Annotated in this window: 13 protein-coding genes and 3 pseudogenes; 3 read left to right on the top strand and 13 right to left on the bottom strand. The window is 69.9% G+C overall.

Annotation, left to right across the window (positions count from 1 at the left end; all coding sequences use genetic code 11):
- Positions 1–1035 (top strand): annotated as a pseudogene (locus ACFW2E_RS12400) (phospholipase); the annotation flags it as partial.
- Positions 1036–1302: 267 nt separating this feature from the next.
- Here ACFW2E_RS12400 and ACFW2E_RS12395 read toward each other — a convergent pair.
- The 13 genes and pseudogenes from ACFW2E_RS12395 to ACFW2E_RS12335 form a co-directional block, all read right to left on the bottom strand.
- Positions 1303–1848, bottom strand: a complete 546-nt coding sequence (locus ACFW2E_RS12395) for a type 1 glutamine amidotransferase domain-containing protein (RefSeq protein ID WP_384465442.1) — start codon at positions 1846–1848, stop codon at positions 1303–1305.
- Between the two features lie 45 nt (positions 1849–1893).
- Complete coding sequence (locus ACFW2E_RS12390; RefSeq protein WP_384465439.1) at positions 1894–2415, bottom strand: hypothetical protein; 522 nt, start codon at positions 2413–2415, stop codon at positions 1894–1896.
- Between the two features lie 16 nt (positions 2416–2431).
- A complete protein-coding gene (locus tag ACFW2E_RS12385; RefSeq protein ID WP_384465448.1) occupies positions 2432–3268 on the bottom strand; it encodes a Rieske 2Fe-2S domain-containing protein in 837 nt (278 codons plus the stop codon).
- Positions 3269–3448: 180 nt separating this feature from the next.
- Positions 3449–5221 (bottom strand): annotated as a pseudogene (locus ACFW2E_RS12380) (FAD-linked oxidase C-terminal domain-containing protein); the annotation flags it as partial.
- A gap of 223 nt (positions 5222–5444) precedes the next feature.
- A complete protein-coding gene (locus ACFW2E_RS12375; protein ID WP_384465436.1) occupies positions 5445–7262 on the bottom strand; it encodes a complex I subunit 5 family protein in 1818 nt (605 codons plus the stop codon).
- A 2-nt stretch (positions 7263–7264) separates the two neighbouring features.
- A complete protein-coding gene (locus ACFW2E_RS12370) occupies positions 7265–7612 on the bottom strand; it encodes a sodium:proton antiporter (protein WP_384465433.1) in 348 nt (115 codons plus the stop codon).
- On the bottom strand, positions 7612–8358 hold the full coding sequence (locus tag ACFW2E_RS12365) for an MnhB domain-containing protein (RefSeq protein WP_384465430.1): 747 nt from the start codon (positions 8356–8358) through the stop codon (positions 7612–7614). The genes ACFW2E_RS12370 and ACFW2E_RS12365 overlap by 1 nt, the downstream gene beginning before the upstream one ends.
- The gene (locus ACFW2E_RS12360; protein WP_384465445.1) at positions 8355–8621 is read right to left on the bottom strand and encodes a Na(+)/H(+) antiporter subunit B; all 267 of its coding nucleotides are present in this window, start codon (positions 8619–8621) and stop codon (positions 8355–8357) included. The genes ACFW2E_RS12365 and ACFW2E_RS12360 overlap by 4 nt, the downstream gene beginning before the upstream one ends.
- Positions 8618–8908, bottom strand: a complete 291-nt coding sequence (locus tag ACFW2E_RS12355) for a cation:proton antiporter (protein WP_384465427.1) — start codon at positions 8906–8908, stop codon at positions 8618–8620. Before ACFW2E_RS12355 ends, ACFW2E_RS12360 begins: the two co-directional genes overlap by 4 nt.
- A gap of 68 nt (positions 8909–8976) precedes the next feature.
- A complete protein-coding gene (locus ACFW2E_RS12350) occupies positions 8977–9264 on the bottom strand; it encodes a monovalent cation/H+ antiporter complex subunit F (RefSeq protein WP_384465423.1) in 288 nt (95 codons plus the stop codon).
- Positions 9261–9719, bottom strand: coding sequence for a hypothetical protein (locus ACFW2E_RS12345; protein WP_384465420.1), 459 nt, complete (start codon positions 9717–9719; stop codon positions 9261–9263). The genes ACFW2E_RS12350 and ACFW2E_RS12345 overlap by 4 nt, the downstream gene beginning before the upstream one ends.
- Before the next feature lie 269 nt (positions 9720–9988).
- Positions 9989–10363: an STAS domain-containing protein gene (locus ACFW2E_RS12340; protein ID WP_384465417.1), complete on the bottom strand. Its 375-nt coding sequence runs from the start codon at positions 10361–10363 to the stop codon at positions 9989–9991.
- Positions 10364–10690: 327 nt separating this feature from the next.
- Positions 10691–10864 (bottom strand): hypothetical protein, encoded by a 174-nt coding sequence (locus ACFW2E_RS12335; protein ID WP_384465414.1) that lies wholly within the window; start codon positions 10862–10864, stop codon positions 10691–10693.
- A gap of 174 nt (positions 10865–11038) precedes the next feature.
- Between ACFW2E_RS12335 and ACFW2E_RS12330 the strand changes: the two genes are divergently transcribed.
- On the top strand, positions 11039–12352 hold the full coding sequence (locus tag ACFW2E_RS12330) for a PP2C family protein-serine/threonine phosphatase (protein WP_384465411.1): 1314 nt from the start codon (positions 11039–11041) through the stop codon (positions 12350–12352).
- Positions 12353–12721: 369 nt separating this feature from the next.
- Positions 12722–12997, top strand: a pseudogene (locus tag ACFW2E_RS12325) (L-seryl-tRNA(Sec) selenium transferase); the annotation flags it as partial.
- Between the last annotated feature and the right edge of the window lie 53 nt (positions 12998–13050).

Genomic DNA, 13050 nt, shown 5'->3' with positions numbered 1-13050 from the left:
TGGTGGGCCGGGTCAGTTGTGTATAAGAGACAGGTGGTGGACGGCCGTTCGGTGATCCCCGGTGGCATCAACAACTGGCAGAACGACTACCTCGACACCACCCACCCGGTGTCCGACGTCGACCTGGCCCTGTCCGGGCCCGCCGCACGCTCCGCCACCCGCTACCTGGACCAGCTGTGGTCCTGGACCTGCGAGAACCGGAGCAACGCGACCAGGGTCTGGTTCGCCTCGTCCCCGGGGGCCGACTGCGTGCCGGCGCTGGAGAACGATGCCGAGCCGGTCACCGAGAGCGGTGATGTTCCGGTGATCGCGGTGGGTGGACTCGGAGTCGGGATCAAGAACGTCGACCCGTCGTCGCCGTTCCGGCCGACTCTGCCGACCGCCTCCGACACCAAGTGCGTGGTCGGCGTTCACGACTACACCAACGCCGACCGCGACTACGACACGGTGAATCCCGAAGAGAGCGCCCTGCGGGCACTCGTCGGCAGCGCGAAGGACCACGTGGAGATCTCCCAGCAGGACATGAACGCCACCTGTCCTCCGCTGCCGCGCTACGACATCCGCCTGTACGACACGCTCGCGGCGAAGATGGCCGACGGCGTCAAGGTCCGCATCGTGGTCAGCGACCCCGCCAACCGCGGAGCCGTCGGCAGCGGCGGCTACTCGCAGATCAAGTCACTCGACGAAATCAGCGACGTGCTGCGCAAGCGCCTCGAACTCGTCACCGGCAGCCGGCCGCAGGCCCAGGCCGTCATGTGTGCCAACCTGCAACTCGCCACCGGTCGTTACTCCGACAGCGCCAAGTGGTCCGACGGAAAGCCCTACGCACAGCACCACAAGCTCGTGTCCGTGGACGGATCGGCGTTCTACCTCGGGTCGAAGAACCTCTACCCTTCCTGGCTGCAGGACTTCGGATACATCGTGGAAAGCCCGGCGGCTGCCGGTCAGCTCAAGACGGAGCTCCTCGACCCACAGTGGAAGTACTCCAGGACCACCGCCACCTACGACTACGCGCGCGGCACCTGCCCGGAGTAGGTTGACGGGAAACCGACGTTCAGCGGGTCGTCCTGTCGGGGCAGGTTCGGCCCGCCCCCGGCCATGGTGCCGTCCCCCGGACCTCAGCGGGCACGGTCGGCACCGTGAGCAGTGCCGGCTCGTGTCGCGGCTACCGCGTCAGCACAGTGCCGGCGGGCGGTCCCAGTGCCGGTGTGCCGCGAGGGCGGCCGTGAACGCCTGTGTGAACGGCCGGGTCCTGTGCCCGGAAACTCTCGAGTTGTTCGTCCTTGCGGCCGTCCGGCACGGTCATCGGCGGGCCTCCTGGGCGAACACGTCCAGGAACGCCTCACAGAACGCCTTGAGGTCGTCCGGCTTGCGGCTGGTGATCAGCTTGTTGGGCCCGTGTTCGCAGATCTTCACCTGCTCGTCGACCCAGGTGCCGCCGGCGTTGCGGATGTCGGTCTGCAGGCTCGGCCACGACGTCAGCTCCCGGCCGCGTACGACGTTCGCCTCGACGAGCGTCCACGGTGCGTGGCAGATCGCGGCGACCGGCAGTCCTTGTTCGAAGAAGTCCTTGACGAACGCCACCGCCTTGTCGTCCATCCGCAGGAAGTCGGGATTGGCGACGCCGCCCGGCAGCACCAGCCCGCCGAACGACACGGTCGACGCCTCATCGACAACCTCGTCCACGGGGAACGTGTCCGCCTTGTCGAGATGGTTGAAGGCCTGGACCTCACCGGATTCGGTCGACACCAGAACAGGTTCATGACCTGCCTGCACGACTGCCTGCCAGGGTTCGGTGAGCTCGACCTGCTCGACACCTTCGGGTGCCGTCAGAAATGCGATACGCATGATTGTTCAACGTCCTTTCTTCAGCGCGTTCCCGGAACCTGTGCCTCATGCGTCGGCCGACAGCAGCCGTGAGGTACCACGCCTGCGCGACGGGGCGAAGGCGGCGACGGCCGCGCTCCGGCGCACCGAATCGACCGTCTCGGCCTGACGACGGGCCCGGTCCAGCAGCCTCTTCAGCTGAGTCTCGTCCAGCTCCCGTGTCCGGGCGAGCTGCAGGAGGGTCTGCCACAGCAGGGTCTTGCCCTCGATCCCCAGGCGAAGGGCCTCGAGTTCGACGACGCTGCTCAGCGCGGACCGGCGCATCAGACGGCCGTTGAGTTTGAAAAGGCGAGCCTTCTCGGCGAGCCGCCCGGCGTACACCTTGTGACGGTGCTCCGGGACCCCGAGGGCGTCCAGGAGGCGCAGGAGTGTCTGCCGGTCCTCCGCGATCTCATCGGCCACACGGCGCAGTTCGCCCCCGTACGGTGAGTGGCGGTGGCGCTCCGCGAGGTGCCGCGAGACATGCTGTCCGGTGGTGGCGCCGGCCAGGTGGTCGTTCAGGTAGATCTCCAGGGTCTTCCGGTACATGGTGGTCTCCACGTGCTCAGGCCTGTGCGAGACGGACATCGACGGACCCGTCGGGGGCGACCCGGCATGTGAACAGCGGCTGCGGCGCGGTCGCCGGGCCCTGGACGTTCACGCCGTCCGCGAGACGGAATCTGCTTCCGTGCCATGGGCATTCGACGCAGCCCTCGATGACTTTGCCGTCGTGCAACGGTCCGTCCATGTGACTGCACCGGTCGGCCAGCGCGTTCAGTCGGCCGTCGTCCTCGCGGACCACGACCAGCGGCACCTCGTCGGCCATGCGCCGCACGGGCTCGCCCACCGGGAAGTCGTCCAGCTTCCCGATCCGGTGCCAGCCCGGCTCGACCAGCACCGGCACGGCCTCGGCATGGTTTACGCCGGCTGCCTGCCGGTACGCGAGATGGCCGCCGAGCACACCACCGACCGTGGCGATCGACAGGCCGCCGAAGCCGAGTACCCGGCCCAGGGAACGAAGCCCGTTGACCCGCGCCAGCAGTGAGCCGCCGTACAGGGCCACGGCGGTGATGTTCGCCGCGGCGTGCACGAGGCCGACCCGGGCCTGACGTGGGCGTTGCTCCGCCCAGTCCACCCAGCCTGCCAGAGCCGCCGGTCCCGCGGAGGCCAGGCCGACGGCCACGAGACGGTCGGCGGCACGGTTCTCACCGGGGAAGAGGTCGAGGATCGCGGCCGAGCTCCAGGCTCCGATGGGCAGTTGGACCAGAACCGGGTGCAGTGGATGCCCGAGCCACAGACCGCGCAGCGCGTCCCGGGCCCGGCCCAGCGGAAGCGCGCGCACCGCCGTGCGGATGCTCGCCGCGGGTCCGTCCAGATACTCCAGGCCTTCCAACGCGTGCATGACCATCGGCAGCGGGCTCTGTGGCGGCCCCGTTGCCCCGCTCGTCAGTCCCGTCAGTCTCGTCAGTTTCATGGGGGCCGTCCTTCTCGCCCTGCTACGGGCAGGTCAGGTGGGTTTTCGTTACGTGAAGGCGCTTCGCAGCGCCGGCAGGAGCGTCTTGTTCGACCAGCCCAGGAACGGCTCCTCTTCCTGCGTGGCCCGGTACGACGGGCACATCACGCCGCCATGGTGCGTCCGGCAGTTGCCTATGCCGACACAGCGCATGACCGCGCGGGTGAAGGAGTTTTCGTCCTCCGGGTAGCCGAAGTGCGTCTCAAAGGCGGCCGGCCGCCACGCGGAACCCAGCCGCAACTGACCGTCGACCGGGTTGGGGTCCACGACCTTGCCCGGGTTCATCCGGTTGCCCGGGTCGAACAAGGCCTTCAGCTCACCGAACGCGGTCACCAGGCGCTCGCCGTACATCCGGGTCAACAGCTCGCCCCGGGCCTGGCCGTCGCCGTGCTCGCCGGAGAGAGATCCGTCGTAGGACGCCACGAGATCCGCGGCTCGTTCCAGGAAGCGGCGGAAGTCAGCGACGCCCTGGACGGTGGTCAGGCCGAACGGGATGCGGGTGTGCACACATCCCTGTCCGAAATGGCCGTACAGCGAAGGGTGGTCGTAGTCGAACTCGGAGAACAGCTCCTTCAGGTCGCGCAGGTAGTCGCCGAGCCGCTCGGGTGGGACCGCGGAGTCCTCCCAGCCCTCCCAGGTCTCCCGGTCGTCCGGTGGACGCGCGGTCACACCGAGGCCCGCCTCCCGGGCTTTGAGCATCCGCTGCTCGCGTTCCGGATCGTCGGAGAAGGCGACATCAGGGTCCTTCCGACTGCGGCCGACGGCCCGCAGCAGCCGGTCCGCCTGCTCGTCCACCTCGTCCTGGCTGTCACCGGAGAACTGCACGAGCAGCCAGCTGTCACCGTCCGGCAGAGCGTTCAGAGATGAGAGGTAGGCGTGCTCCTCGCGCATGAGCTGCGCCATCTGCCCGTCAAGGGCTTCCAGTTGGGTGGGCTCGCAGTGCGCCAGCAGATGAGGGACGTCGTCGGCGGCACGGCAGATGTCGGGATACCCGAGGACGAGCAGCGACTGGCGGGGAGGCACGGGCACGAGGTCGAGTTCGGCATGCAGGACGGTCACCAGGGTGCCCTCGCTGCCGACCAGGGCCTTGGCGAGGTCGAAGCCGTTCTCGGGCAGCAGGGAGTCCATGTTGTAGCCGGACACCCGCCGGGGCATCTTCGGGAAGCCGTGCCGGATGTCCGCCAGGTATTCGGTGACGATCCGGTCGAGGCCGTCGTACAGCGCGGCCCGCCGTCCGCCCTCAGCGGCGATGCGGGCGCGCTCGGCCCGTGACGTCGGTCCCACCCACGTGCGCATCCCGTCGTAGGTGAGAATCTCGAGCCGTCGCACGTTGTCCACGGTCTTGCCGTAGGCCTGAGCGGAGGCTCCGCAGGAGTTGTTGCCGATCATGCCGCCCAGCGCGCAGTGGCTGTGTGTCGACGGTTTCGGCCCGAACTGCAGGGTGTGGTCCCGGAGGCGGTCGTTCAGGACGTCGAGAACGATGCCCGGCTCCACCACGCACGTACGAGCGTCGGGATCGACCGACACGAGACCGGCGCAGTACTTGGTCCAGTCCAGCACCACGGCCGTGTTGGTGGCCTGACCTGCGAGGCTGGTGCCGCCTCCCCGGGACAGGACGGGGGCGTCGAAGCGGGCGCAGACCTCCACGGCATGGGCGGCGGCCTCGACGCTGCGGGGCACGACGACGCCGAGCGGCAGCTGTCGGTAATTGGAGCCGTCAGTGGCGTAGGCGCCCCTGCTGCCGGCGTCGAAGCGGACCTCCGCGTCGACCTCGCCGCGCAGGGCGTCGGCCAGCGCGCCCAGGGCCACGGGGCGTGTGGATCGCGCAGACACGAAAGTCATCCGCGAAACCAGCCTGCCGCGTCAGCGGTACGGGTGCGTTGCAGCCGACGTGTGCGAGGCGCTGAGCTGCGGATCTGGCTGTGCCGACGTGGATTCGTCATGGGTCTCCGGTCCTCGTGCGCCGTTCCGTGCGTGAAGCGGTGCGAGACCCGAGTACCCCTGCCTCGCGGAGGCAATTACCTACGATTCGCCGTCCGAAAGCCGACTTCCTTCCCCCGCGAAATCAACTCTGGGACGCGATCGCCACGCACAGCACGGCCACGCCGAGGGCCAGCCACGCGAGGTAGTCGCCCAGGTGACCGGAGTGGAGCCGGCGCAGCGTTCGAACCGGGCGGGACAGCGGGCGCCGGTCGGGTGCCTGGGGCGTGCGGCGGCGGATGGTCGCGGCGGCGATGACGACGGCGACGCCTGCCGACAGGAAACCGAGCAGGAGACCGGGAGCGGTCCACGCGCTGACGGCTGTGTGCCCGACGAGGTCCGGGTGTCCCTGCCTGAGGACAGCGGCCGCGTACTGGGCCGGATCGGTGAACGGGCCGGCGCCACGGGCCACGGCCGCGGCAAGGGCGGGAAGGGATACCGCGGCCGCGGCCAGTACGAGAAGCACGGCGGGGACGACGATCATGGCCGGTGGCAGGTTCCGCCCCGGCGTCCGGATTTCCGGCTCCTCTCCTTCGCCGGTGGTCTCCTCCTCGCCCGGCCGTGTGCGGGGTGGGGAGCCGGCCCCCCAGAAGATTCCCAAGGCCGCGCGCAGCACGGCTCCGGCGGTGACGGAGGAGGCGACGACGAACACGATCGGCAGCCACGGCTGCCAGTGTCCGGCGGCGTCCTCGGTCAGGGCTTTTCCCAGACCGGTGCCGAAGGGCGGCATTCCCGCGAGTGCCAGCGCCCCCGCGACGAAGAGCACCCCCACCAGGGTCAGCGAGCGGCCCTTGCCGTGCAGCCCGTACTCGTCGACCGAGCCGTAGCGGTCGAGCAGTACCCCGGTCAGGGCGAAGAGGGCCGCCTTCACACAACCGTGTGCGGCGATGTACAACGCGGATCCGGCAGCGCCGTCCGGAGTGAGCAGAGCGATGCCGATCAGGAACAGACCGACGTGGCTGACGGTCGAGAAGGCGAGCAGGCGTTTGAGGTGACGCTGCTGCCAGCACATGACGGCACCGAGCAGCGCGGTGAGGACCCCCAGGGCGGCGAGCGTGGTGCGAAACGCGTGGTGGGGGATGCCGCCGGGGCCGGCGAAGACGGTCCAGTACACGCGGGCGGTGCCGTACACACCCAGTTCGACCATGACGCCGGACATGAGCATGCACACCGGGGTGGGGGCGACGGCGTGCGCGTCGGGGAGCCAGAAGTGGAACGGTACGGCCGCGGCTTTGACCAGCAGAGCGGTCACCACGAGGACGAACGCGACGACGGTCAGTGTGCCGGTGCGATGGGCAGCCATGTCCCGGCCCACATGGGCGAGGTTGAGTTCGCCGGTGCGGGCGTAGACGACGCCGATGCCCAGGAGCGAGCAGTAGGCGGCGAAGGAATTGACGATTCCGAAGGTGAGGGCGCCCTGCAGGGGGCGCGGGTCCTCGATCCGGTACCCGGTGAGCGCGTAGGCAGCGGCTCCCATGAGCTCGAAGAAGACGAACATGTTGAACAGGTCGCCGGTCAGTGCGAAGCCGACCATCCCGGCTTCGAACAGGAACAGCAGGGCCGGGAACAGACCTGACCGGTCTCCCGCGGGTTCGTCGAAATACCGCCACGAGTAGATGACGACCGCGAGCACCAGGACGGCCGCCAGCAGGGCCAGGCCTGCCCCGATCGGATCGGCGGCAAGCACGATGCCCAGATCGGCGGGCCAGCCGCCCAGGTGTGCCGTGGCGATTCCTCCGCTGTGGGACAACAGCAGGGCGAGGCACACGACCTCGGTCCCGGCCGCCACCGTGGCGATCACGTCGCAGCCGGTACGGGGAAGCCGTCGGCCTGCGGTGGCGAGCAGTGCGGAGGCCAGCAGGGGGACGGCCACGGCCAGCGGCAGCAGATAGCGGCCTGTCACGCTCAGCCCTTCAGACCGGTGAGGGCTTGGGGGTCGACGGTGTGATGGCGTTTGCGCAACTGGATGGTGAGGGCGAGCAGCAAGGCGGTGACGGTCGCGCCGACCACGACATCGGTCAGCGCCAGAGCCTGAACGACCGGGTCGACGACCGGCCGCCGGCCGGGGGTCAGGTCGGAATAGACGGGTGCGGTGGCGCCACGGCGGTATCCGACGGCCAGGAGCAGAAGGTAGGTGGAGGACTGGGCGACCGCCAGGCACCCGATTGCGTGGACGAGATTGCGGCTGGTGACCAGGCCGTAGAGAGCGAAGAGGAGGACCCAACCGGAAGCGAGGTACGGCCAGTTGCCCATCAGCGTTTCTCCTGCTCCTCAGGGTCGGTGACCTCGACGGCCTGGTCGAGGAAGTCGGCGAGCAGGACGATCACCCCGCTGGCGACCTCGATGCCGACCGCGGCGTTGAGTACCGGGACGGTGCCGCCGGAGGTGATCTCATTGAACGTGCCCAGCGGCAGCACGTTCTTCAGGAAAGCCCCGCTCGCGAGGAGAGCGCCCAGGCCGATGAGGCTGAAGGAGGCCGCGGCCAAGGCGTCCGCCACGTCCAGTACGGCCATCGGGCGGATGCGCTTCAGCACGCGATAGTCGGCGGCGACGTATCCCAGATGCAGGGCGGTGGCGAGCATTACACCGCCCTGGAATCCGCCTCCCGGACTGAGCTGGCCGTGCGCGACGATGTAGACGCCGACGGCCAGCGTGATCGGCAGGAGCAGCGTGCCGTACAGGCGCGTGGTCGGCAGTACCCGCTCCGCTTCCACGCGCCGGCGGCCCTCGTCACGGGCCTGTCGCAACAGCAGCGTCGCGCCGAGGACGGTGCCGAAGAGAATGGACTCCTCGCCGAGCGTGTCGAACGCGCGGATGTCGAAGTTGACGGAGGAGACGACATTGGCCGTGTGATGCTTCAAGGCCGCCGCAACGGCACGGTCACCGTAGGGGTGGACGGCGGTTCCGAAGTCCGGCAGACCCGTGCTCGCGGCGAGATAGAACCCGGCGATCACCGTGGCGGCGATCAGCACCATGGTCACTCGTGCGCGGGTCGTCACGACCGGTTCTCCTCGTTCTCCTCCGCCGCGCGGCGGCTGATCTTGCGGACCGTCAGCAGGATGAGCAACGGGGTCAGCGCCGTCCCGACCGCCAGCTGTGAGAGGGCCACGTCAGGTGCCTGCAGCACGGCGAACAGGACGGCCAGCCCGAGCCCTTGGGCCGACAGGACGGCCGCCTGGCGCGCCGGGTCACGGGTGAGCACGGCTACCGTCGCCGTGACGACGACGAACGCGAGGGATACACCGATGAGCCAGTCGTTCACCGCCATCGCCCTTCCTCAGCCTGAGCCGAGGCCCTGGCGATGGCGATCGTGGTGACCGTTCCACCGACGGCGAAGAGCAGGCCGATCAGCAGTGTCTTGATCGCCGCCCGGCCGAACCCCTGGTCGACCGCCACGGCCAGCGCGATCAGCGGAACACCGGCGCACGACGCCGGGGTCAGCCCGTGCAGCCGCAGGATCGTCTCCCGAAGGCGCAGCAGGGCGACGGCCGACAGCACCAGGCAGGCCACCCCGGCCCACAACAGCACCAGCACCCCGATATGGTTCACCGTCGTTCCTCCTTGCTGCTTGCCGCCGCCTCCCGCTCGATCGGTCACATCGCGGCCGGCGGTCGGCCTCAGTCGGCGCTGCGTCGCGGCGCGCCGGCATCGCGGGTCTGGCCGCCCACGAAGCGGGTGAAGACCAGCGTCCCGGTGGGGGCCATCACAGCCAGCATCAGCGCGAGATCCTGGTACGACGACCGGTCGTAGACCTCGGGAAGCACGAGGAACACCGCGCCCGTCACCGTCGACAGCAAGGACACGCCGGCGAGGCGGTGCACCGTACTACCGCGCGCCACCACCCACAGGCACGCCGGCGCCACCAACGCCAGCAATGTCAGGGCGGCCGCCGCCCATGTGTTCACAGGGCCGCCCCCTCGCCGCGGGACACGATCCGCTCCACGGAGCCCGCACGGGCCCGCAGGCTGTGCACCAGCACCTCATCGTCACGCGGGATGTCGACCACGCAGGTGTCGGGCGAGGCCGCGACGGCCGCTGCGGCCCAGCCCGCGTCGGTGCCCTCGCGCAGGGTGAGCCGGCGAAGTCTGCGGCTGTCCGGCCGGTGCACGAGAGCCACCAGCAGCGAGGCGATGCCGCCAAGTACCGCCGGGGGGACGGAGCGGGCGGCCCGCAGCCCACCGCGGCCGCCACCCCAGCGCACACCGGCGGCCAAGCGCATTCGGCGCACGGCGAAGGCCCCGCCGAGCGCGGCCGAGGCAGCCACCACCAGTTCGGCCGGGGACACCGTGCTGATGCACACCACAGCCACCCCGGTCAGAACGGCGAACCACGACGCGATCTCGACCCCTGCAGTCGGCATCCGGCTTCCTCCTTCCGGGACGCGGTGGGCAGTGGCGCTCGGCCGGGCGGTGGAGGCTGGTGGGCCCGTGAGTCATCACGTGCGCTCCGCTCTGTTTGCGGGGGCGCGAGTACCCCGCATCGTTGATGCCAACCCGGGCCCGGCTGTCCGCAAACCATTCATCACCCGCTTGGCCCCGAGCCGATGTCGATCACGCGTCGCAATGATGCGGGAGGGCGCCAACGCACCATCGCAGTCGGGTCGCACGCGGCCGAGTCCGGCCGGGAGGGCTATGACACCGCGTCCTCGACCGTTGCGCGCAGATCGAGGACCGCGTTGGCTCCGGTCAGTTCCAGCACGCGCAGCAACTGTGGCGCCGGCCCGGCTACGCGCAGCGAAGTCGTGTGATGGATGCGCAGCAACAGATTCAGGAAGCTCGAATCCGCGAAGGTGAGACCGGACGCGTCGACCACCACCCTGGCGTGCTTGGAGGCAGCCGACTCCAGCGCCTCCCGCAGAGGAAGGAGCGAGCTCATGTCGTAGGCACCGTGAGCGACGACGACCCAGGCCCCGTCGAGCTCGTACTGGATCACCGCAGATACGGCCGAGGCGTGCCCGTCGACCTGGGCAGGCGGCCTGTCCTCGGTTTCGTCGGCATGCCCCACGCCCGCAAGTATGCCCCGGCCGACCCCGTCCCGGGAGAGCACCACCGAGAGGTTCTCACCGTTCGGCCCGTGGCTTTGACCAGCGGCACAGCAGCCGGTAGGCCTGGAGGAGGGCATCGAGAGCCGGTCGCAGGGGCCATCGTGCATGGCGGCCTCCTGGTGTTGTGAATCGGTGGCTCACGGATATGCCTGTGGCAGCACGGCGAATCCCGGGGCGGCGCGGACGACGAAAGCCCCTCCACCGCGATCGCGGTGGAGGGGCTGCGCCCGGCGGGTCCGTTCGGGTGACTGTCGGCTGATGACATGGCGGACCCGTCCGGCACCGGCTTACCGGTCGTCGATCTCGTCCCGGACGTCGTCGATCGCCTGCTGCCCCTGCTGATCCTGCGGGCGGATCTCGTCCTGTGTGCGACGGCCGCGCTCCTGGGCCTGCTGCCCGGACTTCCGGGCCTTCTCCTGGGCCTGACGGGCCTTGTCCTGCATTTGTTCCTTCTTGCCCATGGGGCTTCACTCCTTGTGGGGGAGGGGGGGGTGCGTTCAGACTCCCATCCGACCGGGTCAGGCGCACGCTGAAGGGTGACGCTGTGTAAGGTCGCGCGTCCGGTCGGGGTAATCGGCCACAACCGATGCCCGTGCGGCCGGTCGGACGGGCGGAACCGGGGAAGTCGCATAATCGTGGACGAATACGATGTGGACGAGATGCTGCAGCTGGCCCTGGACCGGCTGACGGTGCTGGCCGACATCAACTCGGCCCTCGCGGGAACCATGGACGCGACAGAAGGGCTGCGGCGGGTCTGCCGGATCGTGGCCCACCGCGTCGGGGACTGGTGCGCCATCGACCTGCTCAGCGGGGACAACCAGATCGAACGCATCAGTGTCGGGCGCAAGGACACCGGACCGCGGTTCGCGGAACAGCCCATCGAGCTGCCGAAGATCTCGGACTCTGCCACCGGCCCGCTGGCCCGCGTGCTGCGCGGTGCGGGCCCCCTGCTCCTCACCCGGACCGACCTGTATCCCGACGGTGACCTCGAGGGGTGGGACGCGGCCCAGGCCCTGGTCTTCGCGGACCAGCACGCCACCAGCGCCGTCATCGCCCCGCTGCGGGCCCGTCGGGAGGTTCTCGGCGCCGTCACCGTCACCCGCTTCGGGAGCCACCCTCCGCTCACCGAGGACACGCTGCCCCTGATCGAAAACATCGTTCACCGCATCGGCCTCGCCATCGACAATGCACGCCTGCACCGGGAGACGGAACGCATCGCCGAACGCCTCCAGCGCTCGCTACTGCCCGAACTCCCTCGAAGCGACCACCTGACCATGGCCGCCCGCTACGCCCCCTCCCACGCCACCGCACAAGTGGGCGGCGACTGGTACGACAGCTTCCCGCTGCCCACGGGCGACACCACACTCATCATCGGCGACGTCACCGGACACGATCTCAAGGCCGCCGTCACCATGAGCTACCTGCGCAACATGCTTCGAGGCATCGCCAGCGACCGTCAGGAACCACCCGACAAGATCCTGCACCGCCTCGACCTCGCCCAGCACACTCTCTATCCCGACGCCACCGCCACCTGCATCTACGCCATCATCCGCGGGCCGGAAGGCGGCCCCTGGCAACTCGACTACGCCCGTGCCGGCCACCCGCCCCCGCTCCTCGTCACCCATCAGGGTGACACCCGCTACCTGGACGGCGGACACAGCCTCCCGCTCGGCGTCAGCACCGAGGTGCCGCGCAGCAGCGCCACCGAACCCCTGCCCGCCCGCTGCACCGTCCTGCTCTACACCGACGGACTGATCGAACGACGAGACGAAGCAATGGACCGCAGCCTGACCCGTCTGCGGCAGCACGCGGCCGCACTCGCCGGCGAGGCTCCTGACACTTTCTGCGACGAACTCATCACCGGCCTCGCTCCCGACGGCACCGACGACGTCGCCCTGCTCGCCGTGCGTCTCCCGCAGGCCAACCCGTGTGACAGCACCGGCCGATGACGGTCGGGAAGTCTGCTGTACGGAGTGCGGGACGGCTCGGGTACGGACACGCCACCACTGGCCGGACACAAGGTGGCGTGAGCCGTTGTGAGTTCCCCGCCCGGGCGGCGAATCACCCGGAGCACACCAGCACAGTCGCCGCAAGCCCAGCGGCAGTGCGTCACACGGGCGCTGCCCTGCCGGGCGTACGGCGTAGCCACACCCGCCGCTCGGGCGTGTCGGACGACCGGGAAGGGGCAGTCGGACAGGATGGTCGTCCGCGGACAGCGGGAGGCGGGCCGGAGAGGCAGGGGCCGCATGGAGCCACGGGGCACATCGGAGAAGACCGGCGCCGGCCGGCCGGGGGAAGCGGCGCCCGGACCCCCCGGGATGTCCACAGGCCCGGGCGGTGACGTACGGCGGCTGATTCCGCGGACCGACGTTCTCCTGCGTGATCCACGGCTGGTGGAGGCGACCCGTCGGCTCGGGGCTCCTGTCGTCAGGGCCGCGGTACGTGAGGCGCAGGAACGAGCGCGGACCGGGCGCGTCGCCCCGGCGAGGGTGGGTGACGAGGCGGCCGCCCTGCTCCCGGACACGGCCGGCGGCCTGCGTGCGGTGATCAACGCGACCGGGGTGCTGTTGCACACGAACCTGGGCCGCGCGCCGTTTTAGGCCGCGGGGCCGCCCGCCGGGGGGGGGGGGGCCCCGGCGCCCCCCCC

Origin of the sequence: Streptomyces sp. NPDC058964 (genome assembly GCF_042741275.1) — a bacterium.
Lineage (GTDB): Bacteria > Actinomycetota > Actinomycetes > Streptomycetales > Streptomycetaceae > Streptomyces.
Note: the sequence above shows the minus strand (reverse complement) of the source record. Positions and strands in the feature narration are given on the sequence as shown.